15 protein-coding genes are annotated in these 13,332 nt (G+C 73.4%); 10 read left to right on the top strand and 5 right to left on the bottom strand.

Annotated elements, in window-relative coordinates; all coding sequences use genetic code 11:
* Window positions 1-180: 180 nt before the first annotated feature.
* Entirely contained in the window at window positions 181-813 is a 633-nt protein-coding gene (locus tag ACFVX6_RS04915; protein WP_389688015.1) for a TetR/AcrR family transcriptional regulator, read from the bottom strand.
* A 204-nt stretch (window positions 814-1,017) separates the two neighbouring features.
* On the opposite strand from ACFVX6_RS04915, the gene ACFVX6_RS04920 reads away from it, so the two are divergent.
* From ACFVX6_RS04920 to ACFVX6_RS04935, 4 genes are all read left to right on the top strand, one after another.
* Window positions 1,018-1,866, top strand: a complete 849-nt coding sequence (locus tag ACFVX6_RS04920) for a phosphatase PAP2 family protein (RefSeq protein WP_389688017.1) — start codon at window positions 1,018-1,020, stop codon at window positions 1,864-1,866.
* On the top strand, window positions 1,863-2,756 hold the full coding sequence (locus tag ACFVX6_RS04925) for a hypothetical protein (protein ID WP_389688019.1): 894 nt from the start codon (window positions 1,863-1,865) through the stop codon (window positions 2,754-2,756). The genes ACFVX6_RS04920 and ACFVX6_RS04925 overlap by 4 nt, the downstream gene beginning before the upstream one ends.
* A gap of 5 nt (window positions 2,757-2,761) precedes the next feature.
* Entirely contained in the window at window positions 2,762-3,082 is a 321-nt protein-coding gene (locus ACFVX6_RS04930) for a hypothetical protein (RefSeq protein WP_389688021.1), read from the top strand.
* Window positions 3,083-3,177: 95 nt separating this feature from the next.
* On the top strand, window positions 3,178-3,444 hold the full coding sequence (locus tag ACFVX6_RS04935) for a GlsB/YeaQ/YmgE family stress response membrane protein (protein WP_266884034.1): 267 nt from the start codon (window positions 3,178-3,180) through the stop codon (window positions 3,442-3,444).
* A gap of 13 nt (window positions 3,445-3,457) precedes the next feature.
* Here the strand turns inward: ACFVX6_RS04935 and ACFVX6_RS04940 are convergent, their stop codons facing one another.
* Window positions 3,458-3,943 carry an NUDIX domain-containing protein gene (locus ACFVX6_RS04940; protein WP_389688023.1) on the bottom strand — a complete coding sequence of 162 codons (486 nt, stop codon included), beginning with the start codon at window positions 3,941-3,943 and terminating at the stop codon, window positions 3,458-3,460.
* A 179-nt stretch (window positions 3,944-4,122) separates the two neighbouring features.
* On the opposite strand from ACFVX6_RS04940, the gene ACFVX6_RS04945 reads away from it, so the two are divergent.
* From ACFVX6_RS04945 to ACFVX6_RS04955, 3 genes are all read left to right on the top strand, one after another.
* Complete coding sequence (locus ACFVX6_RS04945) at window positions 4,123-5,868, top strand: protein kinase (RefSeq protein WP_389688025.1); 1,746 nt, start codon at window positions 4,123-4,125, stop codon at window positions 5,866-5,868.
* A gap of 27 nt (window positions 5,869-5,895) precedes the next feature.
* A complete protein-coding gene (locus ACFVX6_RS04950; protein WP_389688027.1) occupies window positions 5,896-6,810 on the top strand; it encodes a phytoene/squalene synthase family protein in 915 nt (304 codons plus the stop codon).
* Window positions 6,811-6,873: 63 nt separating this feature from the next.
* A complete protein-coding gene (locus ACFVX6_RS04955) occupies window positions 6,874-7,518 on the top strand; it encodes a MerR family transcriptional regulator (RefSeq protein ID WP_389688029.1) in 645 nt (214 codons plus the stop codon).
* Between the two features lie 35 nt (window positions 7,519-7,553).
* Here ACFVX6_RS04955 and ACFVX6_RS04960 read toward each other — a convergent pair whose 3' ends face one another.
* The 3 genes from ACFVX6_RS04960 to ACFVX6_RS04970 form a co-directional block, all read right to left on the bottom strand.
* Window positions 7,554-8,225: a LysM peptidoglycan-binding domain-containing protein gene (locus tag ACFVX6_RS04960; protein ID WP_389688031.1), complete on the bottom strand. Its 672-nt coding sequence runs from the start codon at window positions 8,223-8,225 to the stop codon at window positions 7,554-7,556.
* 357 nt (window positions 8,226-8,582) lie between these two features.
* Window positions 8,583-9,623, bottom strand: a complete 1,041-nt coding sequence (locus ACFVX6_RS04965; RefSeq protein ID WP_389688033.1) for a DUF5954 family protein — start codon at window positions 9,621-9,623, stop codon at window positions 8,583-8,585.
* Between the two features lie 95 nt (window positions 9,624-9,718).
* On the bottom strand, window positions 9,719-10,663 hold the full coding sequence (locus ACFVX6_RS04970) for a dihydrodipicolinate synthase family protein (RefSeq protein ID WP_389688035.1): 945 nt from the start codon (window positions 10,661-10,663) through the stop codon (window positions 9,719-9,721).
* 70 nt (window positions 10,664-10,733) lie between these two features.
* On the opposite strand from ACFVX6_RS04970, the gene ACFVX6_RS04975 reads away from it, so the two are divergent.
* The 3 genes from ACFVX6_RS04975 (at window position 10,734) to ACFVX6_RS04985 (ending at window position 13,289) form a co-directional block, all read left to right on the top strand.
* The gene (locus ACFVX6_RS04975) at window positions 10,734-11,660 is read left to right on the top strand and encodes a LysR substrate-binding domain-containing protein (RefSeq protein WP_389688037.1); all 927 of its coding nucleotides are present in this window, start codon (window positions 10,734-10,736) and stop codon (window positions 11,658-11,660) included.
* Window positions 11,661-11,844: 184 nt separating this feature from the next.
* Window positions 11,845-12,930, top strand: coding sequence for an S-(hydroxymethyl)mycothiol dehydrogenase (locus tag ACFVX6_RS04980; protein WP_389688038.1), 1,086 nt, complete (start codon window positions 11,845-11,847; stop codon window positions 12,928-12,930).
* A gap of 14 nt (window positions 12,931-12,944) precedes the next feature.
* A complete protein-coding gene (locus ACFVX6_RS04985; RefSeq protein ID WP_389688040.1) occupies window positions 12,945-13,289 on the top strand; it encodes a hypothetical protein in 345 nt (114 codons plus the stop codon).
* Window positions 13,290-13,332: the final 43 nt, after the last annotated feature.

Here is a 13,332-nt window from a genome sequence, read left to right on the forward strand (position 1 = left end):
CCGGCCCCGCCCCCCCGCCCGCCCCCCCGCACCGCCCCCGGCCCGGGCCGCCGGACACCCCGCGCGGGGGGCCCCCCCCCCCGGTCCGGGGGCTGCGCTGCCACCGTCCCCACGAGGCAGCGCGAGCGGGTCACCGTCCGGTCATCGGGGACGGCGGCCCGCTGGTTCAGGGGGCTTGGTTCAGGGGGCCCGGTCCGCTTCCGGCGGGGCCGCGCCCAGCACCGGCAGCAGGCAGGCGTCGACGAACCGCACGAGGTACTCGGCGTCGGCGTAGCGTCCCTCCAGCACGGGCCGAATGCGCAGTACGCCCATGAGCTGCGCCGGCAGGAACTCCACGGCAGGGTGTCCGGGGGCGAGCTCGCCCCGGGCCACGGCCCGCGCCACGATCGAGTCGAACGCCGCCAGCTCCGGCTCCACCAGGGCCTCGCGCAGGGCCGCCTTCAGCTCCTCGTCGCTCAGCACGGCGTGCCCGAGGGCCTGCATCAGCCGGGTGTCGCGCCCCGAAGTGCAGGCGGCGATCCGGGCCGCCTCGCGCAGGTCGCCCGACAGGGTTCCGGTGTCCACCGCGGCGAGGGTCCCGCGCCGATCCGCGCGCAGGGCGGCGGCGACGAGCTGCGGTTTGGTCTTCCACTGCCGGTAGAGCGTGGACTTTCCGCAGGTGGCCCGGGCGGCGATCTTCTCCATGGTCAGCGCCTCGTAGCCGTCCTCGCGGAGCTGGTCCAGGACGGCGTCATAGAGCTGCTGCTCGCGCTCCGGCGTGATCTTGGAGCGGCGCGCGGGGGCCGGGGCGGCTTCCGGCGTCGGCGACGTCATGGGGCGGCTCTCCTCGATGCTGCGTGGCCACATTCTGCTGCTGCTCGCGGCCGAGATATTTCGGTCGCGCCGCAGCGGCCTCTAGTGAAAGTCTACGGGAACGCGAGCGTATCGGTACACACTCGTATCGATACGAGAATGTATCGATACACTGGTGTGTCGATTGTGAGTCGTGTAGCTGTGTACAGGAAGCGAGACCGGGGGATGACCTCCCACACCACACCCGCCGGGGCCGGCGCGGGGCCGGGCACCCGCCGCCGCCTCATACGCGAGCTCCTGCTCGTCGTGGGCCTCTTCGCCGTCTACAAGTTCGGCCGTACGCTCGCCACCGGCCGCACGGAGGAGGCCTTCCGCAACGCCACCCGGGTCTGGGACGCCGAGCGCACCCTGCACCTGCCCGGCGAAGGCATGGTCCAGCGCCTGCTCCTGCACAGCGACGCCCTCGTGCACACCGCGAACACCTACTACGCGGCCGTGCACTTCCCCGCCACGGTGCTCTTCCTCGTCTGGCTCTACGTACGCCGCCCCGCGCACTACCTCTGGACCCGCCGGGTGCTGGCCGTCCTGACCGGCGCGGCCCTCGTCATCCACCTGGCCTTCCCCCTGGCACCCCCGCGGATGCTGGGCGCCGCCCACCTGGTCGACACCGGCCAGGTCTACGGCCCGACGGTCTACGGGGCCGCGCCCGCCGCCGACACCATGGCCAACCAGTTCGCCGCGATGCCCTCGCTGCACTTCGGATGGGCGCTGATGCTGGCCCTCGGCATGATCGCCGCCACCTCCTCGCGGTGGCGCGCCCTGTGGCTGCTGCACCCGCTGGTGACCCTGCTCGTGGTCGTCGGTACGGCCAACCACTACTGGCTCGACGCCATCGTCGCCACGCTGCTCCTCGGAGCCGCCCTGCTGCTGGTCCCGCGCCCGGTCGGTCGGTCGCTCGTCGCCCGGCGGAGCGTGCCGGGCCCGCGTTCCGCGGCGGTGCCCGTGCCGACGGGTGCGGGTCCGGGCGCCCCCAGGCCCGTAGAGCCAGTGGAGCCCGTAGGAGCGGTCCGGTGAACGCCACGGTCCTCGCCGTCCTGCTCTGCCTCGCCGCGGCCGTCACCTACGCGGCCGCCGCCGTCGCCCAGGAACGCCTCGCCCGCCGCGCGGTCGCCCGCAGCACCGCGGCGCTGCTCGGCAACGGCGCCTGGTGGTGGTCGGCGGGCCTGAACGCCGCCGCCGCGCTCCTGCACGCCGCCGCCCTGCGGTACGGGCCGCTCACCCTGGTCCAGCCGCTCGGCGCGCTCACCCTCGTCGCCGCCGTCCCGCTGGGCGCCCGCGGCGCCGGGCGGCGGGTCGTGGCCAGCGAGTGGCGCGGCACCTTGGCCACCGTCGTCGGCCTCGGCCTGCTCCTGCTGCCCGCCTCCGGCCCGTCCCCCGACGAGACCCTGACCCTGGCCGAGGCGCTCGCCGTCTCCGGAGCCACGGCCGCGGTGATCATGCTGCTGACCGCACGGAGCGACACCCGCTCGGGGCTGCGCCACGCGACGGCGTCCGGGCTGGCCTCGGCGGCCGCCTCCGCCCTGACCCAGACCGTCGCCGTGGCGGGCGGCCGGGGCGGGTCCCTGCTCAGCGTCCGGGTCGTCTCGGTGGCGCTGCTCGTGGTGGTCTTCGCGGTCGGCGGGATGCTCCTGTCCCAGCGCGCCTACCGGGGCGGCCTCGGCGCCCCGCTCGCGGTGGTCAACCTGACCAACCCGCTGGCCGCGGCCGCGATCGGCATGATCCTGCTCGGCGAACGCATCCAAGGCGGAGCCCTCGGAGTCCTGTTGGCCCTGGCAGGGGCACTCGCGGCGGCCCGGGGCGTGCTGTTGCTCACCCGGACCCCGCAGCAGACGGCGGCCGCCGCGCCCCAGGTTGCGGCTCAGGCTGCGCCTCAGGCCGCGCCGATGGCCGGTGTGGCAGCATGAGCCGCATGGCTCCCGACGACGGTTCGTTCCTCTCGCTCCGCTCCAAGGGCTCGATCCTCTCCATCGGTTCGGTGGGCTCGATCCTCTCCATCGGATCGGTCGGCAGCGTGCTGTCGGTCGGCTCGATCGGCTCGGCGCTGTCGGCCGCCTCGGTGGGATCCGTGCTGAGCGCGGGCTCGTTCGCCTCCGCCCAGTCGACGCTGTCGGTGCTGTCCTGGCGCTCCCGCGGCGGATTCCTGGCGGCGGGAGCGACGGGAGCGGCCGTGCTGGGCCTGGCCGCGGTGGCCGTCCTCCGGCCCGCCGCCGGGGCCCGGCGGCCCGGCTGAGAACCGTTTCGCCTGTTCACGCGTCTCTCCTCGTGAGACCTGAACGGACGTCGCGCGCACGACGAGGCGCGCACATCGAAGCGGAGTGAACGGGCATGGGCATCATCGGCTGGATCATCCTCGGACTGCTGGCGGGCGGGATCGCCAAGGTCCTGCTGCCCGGCCGTGATCCGGGCGGCCTGATCGGGACCACCCTCATCGGCATCGCGGGCGCCTTCACCGGCGGCTGGCTCTCGGCCAAGTTCCTGAACCGGTCGATCCAGAACGACTTCTTCGACCTCGCGACCTGGGGCTCCGCCATCGCGGGCTCCCTGGTCCTCCTCATCGCCTACCGCCTGCTCTTCGGCAACTCCCGCAACTGACCGGCGGGCCGGGTCAGACCTCCATGTAGGCCACCGTGCCGCTACGGCGGGCCGCGTCGATCTCCCGCAGGCGGGCGAAGTTCGAGGGGGTCATGAGTACCTCCCATTCCCGCACCGAGTGGACCCGTACCTCGTTGTGCTCCTCGGGGTCGAGGACGATGGCGGCGATCTGGTCGTCGGTGAGGGTGCCGCCGTCGAAGACGAAGCCGATGTGGTTCGCGGGCCAGTCCTCGCCCCGGTGGGCGATGAACTGCGTGCCCAACAGCTTGCGCTCGCCCTCGAAGGCGATGCCCGTCTCCTCCAGGCACTCCCGGAGCGCGCACTCCCAGGGCGTCTCGCCGTGGTCCATGTTCCCGCCCGGCCACTGCCAGGTCTCCGTGGGGTACGTCGCACGCAGCTGCACTGGGCGGCCGCCGGTGTCGGTGAAGTAGAGGCAGGCGTAAGCGGTTGCCCGGGGGATGGTGTTGACGTACTCGGCGGGCGGGAGCCACACGGACACCGTTCCACCTCCGTCCGGGCCTCGGCCCCTCGGGGACATCGGGCAGGCACACTACCCACGCTGCGTGCCGCCCACGCGCGGGCCCCGGCGCTGTGCCCGGGGCGCGGGCCCGGGTCCGTGATGTCCACGTCCCGGTACGGGTGCACAGGCGTCGGTGGCGGCGCCTACGATGACCGGCCATGGACAGCAGTGAGGCCGGCAGACGGTTGATCGACGGGCGATTCGAACTCGCCCGCCCCCTGGGCAGTGGCGGTATGGGGACGGTGTGGCTCGCCCGCGACATCGCGCTCGACCGGGAGGTCGCCCTCAAGGAGGTGCAGCCGCCGGACCCGGCGACCGCCGCCGCGCAGCCCGGGCTCGTCGTCCAACTGCGAGAACGGGCCGTCCGCGAGGCCCGTGCCCTCGCCCGGCTCGCCCACCCGAACGTGGTCACGATCCACCACATCGTGGAGCCCGACCCCGGCTCCGACGGCCATCCGTGGATCGTGATGGAGCTCGTCAGGGGCGGCTCCCTGGCCGACCGGCTGGAGGCCGGGCCGATGCCGGTGGCGGACGTGCTGCGCCTCGGGCTCGACCTGCTCTCCGCGCTGCGGGCCGCGCACGCGGAGGGGGTGCTGCACCGCGACGTGAAACCGGCCAACGTGCTCCTGCGCCCCAGCGGCTCCGCTGTGCTCACCGACTTCGGGATCGCCGCCCTGCACGGGGCGACCGGGCTGACCTCGACCGGAGCCCTGATCGGCTCGCCGGAGTACATCGCGCCCGAGCGGGCGCGCGGTGAGGAGGGACTGGCCGCCTCCGACCTGTGGTCGCTCGGGATGCTGCTGTACGTGGCCGCGGAGGGGGTGCACCCGCTGCGCCGGGCCACCAGCCTGGCCACCGTGGTCGCGGTGCTCGACGAGCCGATCCCCGCGCCGGTCCGGTCCGGCCCGCTGGGACCCGTACTGGAACGGCTGCTGGTACGGGACCTCTCCGTGCGGCCCGACGCCGAGGAACTGGAAGCGCTGCTCCGCGGTGCGAGCAGTGCTCTCGGTGGTGCCTCCCCGGTGGTACCGACGATCCCCTTCGGGAGCTTCGGGAGCTTCGGGCCGGTGACCCCGGCCCCCGGCCTCGCCATGGGAGCCGTACCGATACCGGCGGCGACGCCCGCCCCGTCTCAGACACCGCCGACGCCGTTCGTTCCCGGCGCGGGCAACCCGTACGCGTTCACCGTCCCCGTGAACGTCCCCGCGCCGCCCTCCCCGCGCCGGCGCCGTCGCCCGGCCCTGCTCGCCGGACTCCTCGCGGTGGTGCTGGCCGCGGGCGTCGTCGGCCTCGTCAACTGGCTGCCCGACGGGAACGCCGGTGGGTCCGCGGGCAAGAGCGGCGACACGAAGAGCACGGACACTCCGACCGCCTCCGGCCCGGCCTCCCCGGCCCAGGGCACCGCGGTGGCCCTGACGCCCACCCCCACCCCGAAGGCGAGCACGCCGAAGCCGGTCACCCAGCCCAAGGGCAGCCTGATCGACCCGGCCAACATCCGTACCGCCGTCGAGGCGCTGAAGCAGCAGACGGGCACCACCACCTTCGTCGACATGAGGGTCTACGACGAGTACGTGCTCGCCGACATCCCCACCGCACCCGGAGCCAAGACCGTCGACTCCTGGCAGTACCGCGGCGGCGTCGCCAAACGCACCGGCCCGTCCGGCACGGTGAAGCCCGGCGAGCCGCTCATGGACATGGCGGCGCTCGACTGGGACGCCCTGCCCGCCCTGCTCGCCGAGTCGACGAAGGAACTCGGTGTCGACAACCCGAGCTCCCGCTACCTCAACGTCTCGCCCTGGATGAACGCCCCCGCGGTCCGCCCCTACCTGAGCGACGAGTACGGACAGGGCGGCTACGTCCTCGCCGGCACCGACTTTAAGATCAAGAAGGTCTACCGGAGCTGACGACCGGGGAAGCGGAGAACCACCACCATGCCAAGCTGGCGCAGCACGCTCACGACCGCCGGGATTACCGGCCCCCGGCTCCGGGCCGACTACACGTACGCGGCCCGCCGGGTCCTGCGCCGGGAACCCGCGCCGTACCTCGCCCTGCGGCTGCTGGCCGCACCCCCGCTCGTGCCCTGGCTGGCGGCCGGCCTCGCCTTCATGAACCGGGTCGACGACGTCGCCGAAACCGGATCCGCCGACCAGCGGGCCAGCGGGCTCGAGGAACTGGGCACCGAGGTGCGCCGCGCCCTGGAGACGGGGGACAGCCCCGACCCGCTGCTGCGCGCCTACGCCCACGCCGTCGACTCACGTGGTCTGCCCGCCGATTGGGTGTTCCGGTTCCTCGACGGGGCGGCCGCCGAGGAGGCGGTCTTCGACGGGTTCGCCGCCGAGGAGGAGTTCCAGGCCTACCTCGACGCCTACGCCTGGCCCGGGGTGCTGGTCTTCACCGGCCTGCAGTACCAGGGCGGGCCCGACGCCGAACAGGCCGCGGGCTGGCGGCGGTTCGTGGACGCCGCCCAACGCGTCGACTTCCTCGCCGACCTCGCAGGAGACCTCGCGGCCGGCCGGCTCTGCATCCCGCGGGCCCGCCTCGCCGAGCACTCGGTGACCCGCGCCGACCTGGAACAGGCCCGCGACACCCCGGCCGTACGGGAACTGCTGGCCGCCGAGTGCGGACGGGCCCGTACCGCGCTCGCTGCCGCGGACGGCATCCTCGACCTCACCGCACCCGGGCTGCGGGCGGTCGCCGCGACGATGACGGAGCTCATGGAACACCAGCTCACGGCGGTGGAGCGGGCCGGTGCAGGGGCTCTGCGCAAGGACGTCGGCTACGGGTTCACGGCTCCGCTGCGCACCTTGGTGCGCGCCAGGGCACGCAGGCCGCGTACCGCCGGCTGACTCCCGGGCCGTGCCGCCCGTGCATGATGGGATAGCGGCACTCTCCAAGGAAAGGCTCAAGAGATGCGACTGGCGGCGTTGAGCGAACGCAGTGGCGTCTCCACGGCGACCATCAAGTACTACCTGCGCGAAGGGCTGTTGGCGCCGGGACGGCGGGTCAGCGCGACGACCGCCGAGTACGACGAGGAGCATCTGCGGCGGCTGAGGCTGGTCCGCGCGCTGATCCAGGTCGGCGGGATTCCGGTGGCCACGGCCCGGGAAGTGCTCGCGCACGTGGACGACGAGTCCCTGGGGCGGACGATGCGGATAGGCGCTGCCCTGTGGGCGCTGCCGCAGGGGCCCGAGCCGGACGAGGAGGAACCGGCGGTGCTCACCGCTCGGCGCGAGGTGGACCGGCTACTGGAGATGTTGGGCTGGTCGGCGGCCCGGGAGGTGGGGGACCTGTCCCCGGTGCACCGCTCGCTCGTGTCGGCGGTGTCCACCCTCATCCGGCTCGGCTATCCGTGGGATGCCGAACTGATGGCCCCGTACGCCGAGTTGATGCACCAGGCGGCCGTGCACGACTTCGATTTCATGGAGACGTACCCCTCCGAGGCGGAGAAGGTCGAGACGGCGGTGGCCGCGGTCGTCCTCGTCCAGCCGGTGCTGAAGGCCATGCACCGGCTGGCGCAGGAGGAGGAGTCGGCGCGGCGGTACGGGCTGGAGTGAGGCGGTCAAAGCCGAGTTGAGCGCCGCAAGCTCGTTCAGTAGGCGCCGTTGACGTTGTCGATCGAACCGTAGCGGGCCGCCGCGTAATTGCAGGCGGCCGTGATGTTGGCGACGGGGTCGTAGGAGTCCATCGGGGTGCCGGGTACGTGATAGGCCTTGAAGGTCGGGTCGATGACCTGGAGGAGCCCCTTGGAGGGGATGCCGGCCGCCGCGTTGGAGTCCCAGTTGTTGATGGCCAGCGGATTCCCCGAGGATTCGCGCATGACGTTGCGGTGAATTCCTTCGTAGCTTCCGGGAATTCCGTGCTGCGCCATGACGTCGAGCGACTCCCGGATCCAGCCGTCGAGGTTGTTCGCGTAGCCGGTGGCGGCCTTGGCCGCGGCCGGCGCGACGGCGGGGGCGACCGCGGTGAGGTTCAGCTTCAGGCCGGGGCGGATGGCCGAGGGGTCGGCGCCGACGATGCCCTTGTTGGCCTCGTACAGCTTCTGCCAGCCGCCGCCGATGGAGTGCTCGGCCGCGATCTTGCTCAGGGTGTCACCGCTGACCACGGAATACGTCGTCGGGGCGACGGCCACCTCGGCCGCCCCGGCCGTGGTCGCGCTGATCAGCGGGAGGGCCAGCGCCGCACTGCCGGTACCGGCGAGGGCCAGCTTGCGGGTGAGTGCGTTGTGCTGCTTCGGCCGGCGATGCTTTCCCTGTGCGGGCATGGCGGAATTCCTCACGTGGGGGACGGAAGAGCCCTGGCGGAGGCCGGATTCGGCAGCTGACCACCTGGAATGAGGCGACCGTAGGCGAGTCCGGCGGGCCGGAACAAGACACGAATTCGACCGGGAGATCAACTTCCCTCATTCGGCCCGGTGGATGACCTTGAAAAGAGATCCGGGAATTCGTGAATATCCAACCGGGAAAAGGGAATCGTCCCTCGCGGGGAAATGATGTTGAAGTCGCCGGCGTGACCCACATCACGGGCCGGCGGGCGGCGGCCCAATCCGGGCAAGTCACCCGTCGCTGGGGCCGATTCGGGCGACCCGCCCGTTGGTGGCGAATCGCCCATCCCGGGTCAATCAGCCCTCGTACGTGATCGTGCCGTCCTCGTCCATCGCCGGGTGGATCCTGGTCGGCCCCTCCCCGTTCTCCTCCTCGTCCGACGGTCGCGGGCCCTCCGGCCCGTCCGGCCCGATCCGCACCAGCCGGCGCATCCGGACGACTCGCAGCTCCCGGCCGTCGTCGAGCCGCGCCGCGTTCGCGTCCCCGGCGGCCCGGAACTCCGCCGCCACCCGCTCGTACCCCGCCCGCCGGGACTCCGGCAGCTCGGCCCCCTGCAACGCGGACGTCGCCGGCCAGAGCCAGGTCAGGATGTGCACCAGCGCCCTGCGGGCCGCGTGCGGGCTCGGCAGCACCGCGGACGCGGGCTCCCAGCCCGCCGCGGTGCGCTCCAGCACCCGGTAGCCGGTCGGCAGCAGCACGGTCCCGGCGTGCGTGCACAGCGCGCGCCGCGAATCCGCCCGCACCTCGGCCGGGTAGCGGGGGCTGCGGTAGTACAGGCCCATCAGTGCGAGCCGCTCGGAGGCCTCCATGACGCTCGCCGCCGCGATGTGGTCGATCACGAAGCCCGCGTCGACCTCCGGTTCCCGGGCCCCCAGCTCCCAGTCGCGCACGGCCGGCTCGGGATCGGTCGGCCGGGGCGGCTCCGGGCCGTCCCCGTCGGTGTAGATGATCTCCTCGCACCGCACCACGCGGTAACGCGTACCGGCCGCGGTGACCTCGTCGACCGCCTCCGTCTCCAGCCGCGCGACGGCGGCCAGGAGCTCCCGGCGGACCTCCCGGTCGTCCGTGTCGTCCTTGGCCCGGAACCACAGGGCGGAGTTCAGCCGGTCCCGGGCGTCCTGCGGGAACCCGCACGTGACCGGGGCCGGCACCTGCCACCGGTGCCCGCCGCCCGCCTCCTGGGAGGCGATCCCGAAGAGCGGGCCCCGGACGATGTAGCGCGTGTACCGCTGCGCGGCGTCGGAGGCGTCGGCCTCCTGCGCGGCCGCCACCGGATGTTCCGCGGGCTCGACGTTGATGTAGAGGTGCTCGCGCCCGGGGGGTACCTCGCTGCTCATGGCGAACATTCTGGGTCCGGTTGCGGACGGACCGCCGGAGCATTGCCAACTCGCCACGGACTGCAGAAGGTTGTGGTACCCGGGCAGGAGCGAGGTCAGGGAAGCTGCGCCAGTTCCCGCAGCGCCGCCGTGACCGATTCCGCGCTCGCCGGCAGCAGGGGGAGGCGTACGTAGGGGGTCGGGATGCGGCCCTGCGCGTACAACACCCCCTTGATCACCGCCGGGTTGGGCTCGGCGAAGAGGGTCGCGGACAGCCGGGCCAGCGCATGGCCCAGGGGGCGGGCCCGGTCCGCTTCGCCCGCCCGCCAGGCGGCCGCGAGCTCGGTGAACCGGTCCGTCGCGAGATGGGCCGACGCGAGGACCCCGCCCGCCGCGCCGAGCGCGAGCAGGGGCGACAGGAAAGCGTCGTCACCGGCCAACACCGCGAAACCGTCCGGCAGATCGCCGAGCAGTGCCACCGCTTCCCCGTCGAGCGAGCCGACGGCGTACTTCACTCCGGCCACCCCGGGCAGCGCACCGATCGTCCGCAGCAGCGTCGCGTCCAGCGGCTGCCCGGTGCGGTACGGGACGTGGTAGACGATCAGCGGTACGGGGCTGACCCGAGCCAGCCGCTCGAAGTGCGCCAGCACCCCGGCGGCCGCGGGCCGTACGAACGCGGGCACGGTCACCAGCGCGGCCCGCGCCTCGGGCCACCGCTTCAGCCGGCCGAGCGACTCCTCGGCGGCGCGGGTGCCGCTCGCCCCGGCGCCCACGGTCAGTGCCGCCCCGCGCTCCCCGCAGACCCGGGCACAGACACCGGTGACCAGGTCGCGCTCGGCCTCGTCTAGGGCGGCCGACTCGCCGGTGGTGCCCAGCGCCACGATCCCGGTGGCTCCCGCGTCGAGCACCTCGTGGGCGAGCGCCTCCAGGGCGTCCGCGGCGACCTCGCCGTCCGCGGTGAACGGGGTGATCAGCGGCACGTGGATCCCGCGCGGGGCGTACGGGCCGGGGGCGGCGGGGGCGGCGGCGGGTGTGGGCGAGGTCCTGAGCGTCTGGGTCATGGGTCGAGCCTGACCCGCTCCGAGCATCGAATCCAGTTCGCCTTTCTTACCTGAACCGTAAGCTGATCCGATGCTCGATGTACGACGCCTGCGCCTCCTGCGCGAACTCGCCCACCGCGGGACCATCGCCGCGGTGGCCGAGGCGCTCTCCTTCAGCCCTTCGGCGGTGTCCCAGCAGCTCTCGGTCCTGGAACGCGAGGCCGGTCTGCCGCTGCTGGAGCGCACCGGGCGCCGGGTCCGGCTCACGCCCGCCGGCCAGAACCTGGTCCGGCACGCCGACGCGGTGCTGGAGCTGCTGGAGCGTGCCGACGCCGAGCTCGCGGAGGCGCGCGGCGGACTGGCCGGAGCACTGCGGATCGGCTCCTTCCCGACCGCGACCCGGGCCATCGTCCCGGCGGCCCTGGCGGAGCTGGCCCGCCGGCACCCGGGGCTTGAGCCGATGGTGTCCGAAACCGACCCGGCGGCGGTCGCCCACGCGCTGCGGGCCGGGGACCTGGACGTGGCCCTGATCCACGCGTACGACTTCGTCCCCGCGCCGGAGGAACCGGGACTCGCCACGGAACCGCTCTACCGCGAGGCGATGTACCTGGCGACCCCGGCGCAGTGGACGTGCGCCGGGGTGGGCGGAGCCGGGCAGCGCGCGTTGCTCCGTACGCACGCCGACGAGCCCTGGATCACCGCCACGCCCGGCACGCTCTGCCACGCCATGACCGTGCGCGCCTGCGAGGACGCCGGGTTCATGCCGAGGATCCGCCACCAGGTGGACGAGTTCGCCACCGTGCTCGCCCTGGTCGCGGCCGGCCAGGGGGTGGCAGTGGTGCCGCAGCTGGGGATCACCGGACACGCCGATCCGGCCGTCGCGCTCACCCGCCTCGTCATGGAGCGCCGCACCAACGTGGCCTTCCGCAGCGGCGCCGCAGCCCACCCCGCCGTGGCCGCCTTCGGCGCGGCCCTGCGGGCGGCGCTGCCGTCCGAACTGTCCGGGGAGGGCGGCTAGGGCCTGTCCTTCGGACCAGGCCGGCCCGGCCGACGCCAGCCCCGCGCCGTCCCGAGCGGCACCCGCCCGGGCGCGGGGCAACTCCCGCACACGGGACAGCGCGTGTACGTTGGCCGGGGACCGGCGGAACCTTCGGGGGCCTCCGGTGCAGTCGACGAGACCGTGAACGAGATCGGGGTAGCACGTGACGCATCGCGTACGAGGGGTCATCGCCCGGAGCAAGGGCGCGCCGGTGGAGACCACGACGATCCTCGTGCCCGACCCGGGCCCCGGCGAGGCGCTCGTACGGGTCCAGGCCTGCGGGGTCTGCCACACCGACCTGCACTACCGGGAGGGCGGGATCAACGACGAGTTCCCCTTCCTGCTCGGCCACGAGGCGGCCGGGGTCGTCGAATCGGTCGGCCCGGACGTCACCTCCGTGGCCCCCGGCGACTTCGTCGTCCTGAACTGGCGCGCGGTGTGCGGGAGCTGCCGGGCCTGCAAGCGCGGCCGCCCCTGGTACTGCTTCGCCACGCACAACGCGACCCAGCCCATGACCCTGGAGGACGGCACCCCGCTCTCCCCGGCCCTCGGCATCGGGGCCTTCGCCGAGAAGACCCTGGTCGCCGCCGGTCAGTGCACCAAGGTGGACCCGGCCGCTTCGCCGGCCGCCGCCGGGCTGCTCGGCTGCGGGGTGATGGCCGGCCTGGGCGCCGCCCTGAACACCGGCAACGTCGGGCGCGGCGACTCCGTGGCCGTCATCGGCTGCGGGGGAGTGGGCAACGCCGCCGTCGCCGGGGCCAGGCTGGCCGGAGCCTCCCGCATCATCGCCGTGGACCTGGACGACCGGAAGCTGGAGTGGGCGCGGGGACTCGGCGCCACGCACACCGTCAACGGCGGTACGCAGGACGTGGTCAAGGCCATCCAGGAGCTGACCGGCGGCAACGGGGCGGACGTGGTCATCGAGGCCGTCGGCCGTCCCGAGACGTACAAGCAGGCGTTCTACGCGCGCGACCTGGCCGGCACGGTGGTGCTGGTCGGCGTCCCGACGCCGGAGATGCAGCTCGAACTCCCACTGCTGGACGTCTTCGGACGCGGCGGCGCCCTGAAGTCCTCCTGGTACGGGGACTGCCTGCCCGAGCGGGACTTCCCGCTGCTCATCGACCTCTACCTGCAAGGACGGCTCGACCTCGACGCGTTCGTCTCGGAGCGGATCGCCCTGGACGGGGTCGAGGCGGCCTTCGCACGCATGGAACGGGGTGAGGTGCTCCGCTCGGTGGTCGAGTTCTGAACACGCACCGACCGGTGACCGACCTGGGGCGAGCCCACGACGACGCCCGCGCGATCACGGCGGCGGCCCTGCTGGACTTCGAATGGGCCCGCTTCGGAGAACCGCTCGACGACTGGTTCTTCCTGGCCCGGTTCAGCGGCCCGCACACGGAGACCGTCCTCGACGTCATCGCCCGTGCGACGCAGACCGCCCCGGAAACCCTCCGAGCAGGCTGCGAGGTCCGCGAAGCGACCTACCTCGCCTCCGACCTCCGCATCGCACTCGAACGCCCCGCCACCCATGCCCGGATGGCTGCGGACAGGCTCCACGCACTCGAGGAACTCGTCGTCGGCCGCTACTGGTGGCGCCACTCCGGGTGACGCCGTTCCCGGTGACGCCGGCAGCTCTGCGGGCAGCCGGCCC

The organism is Streptomyces sp. NPDC058289, from assembly GCF_042880975.1.
GTDB classification, from domain to species: Bacteria; Actinomycetota; Actinomycetes; order Streptomycetales; family Streptomycetaceae; genus Streptomyces; species Streptomyces stoeckheimensis.

What these genes read in the sequence shown, in the direction of transcription:
- ACFVX6_RS04920 (WP_389688017.1), top strand. Translation starts at nt 1,018, where the DNA reads ATGACCTCCCACACCACACCCGCCGGGGCCGGCGCGGGGCCGGGCACC.
- ACFVX6_RS04975 (WP_389688037.1), top strand. Translation starts at nt 10,734, where the DNA reads ATGCTCGATGTACGACGCCTGCGCCTCCTGCGCGAACTCGCCCACCGC.
- ACFVX6_RS04950 (WP_389688027.1), top strand. Translation starts at nt 5,896, where the DNA reads ATGCCAAGCTGGCGCAGCACGCTCACGACCGCCGGGATTACCGGCCCC.
- ACFVX6_RS04945 (WP_389688025.1), top strand. Translation starts at nt 4,123, where the DNA reads ATGGACAGCAGTGAGGCCGGCAGACGGTTGATCGACGGGCGATTCGAA.
- ACFVX6_RS04965 (WP_389688033.1), bottom strand. Translation starts at nt 9,623, where the DNA reads ATGAGCAGCGAGGTACCCCCCGGGCGCGAGCACCTCTACATCAACGTC.
- ACFVX6_RS04915 (WP_389688015.1), bottom strand. Translation starts at nt 813, where the DNA reads ATGACGTCGCCGACGCCGGAAGCCGCCCCGGCCCCCGCGCGCCGCTCC.
- ACFVX6_RS04960 (WP_389688031.1), bottom strand. Translation starts at nt 8,225, where the DNA reads ATGCCCGCACAGGGAAAGCATCGCCGGCCGAAGCAGCACAACGCACTC.
- ACFVX6_RS04935 (WP_266884034.1), top strand. Translation starts at nt 3,178, where the DNA reads ATGGGCATCATCGGCTGGATCATCCTCGGACTGCTGGCGGGCGGGATC.
- ACFVX6_RS04970 (WP_389688035.1), bottom strand. Translation starts at nt 10,663, where the DNA reads ATGACCCAGACGCTCAGGACCTCGCCCACACCCGCCGCCGCCCCCGCC.
- ACFVX6_RS04955 (WP_389688029.1), top strand. Translation starts at nt 6,874, where the DNA reads ATGCGACTGGCGGCGTTGAGCGAACGCAGTGGCGTCTCCACGGCGACC.
- ACFVX6_RS04930 (WP_389688021.1), top strand. Translation starts at nt 2,762, where the DNA reads ATGGCTCCCGACGACGGTTCGTTCCTCTCGCTCCGCTCCAAGGGCTCG.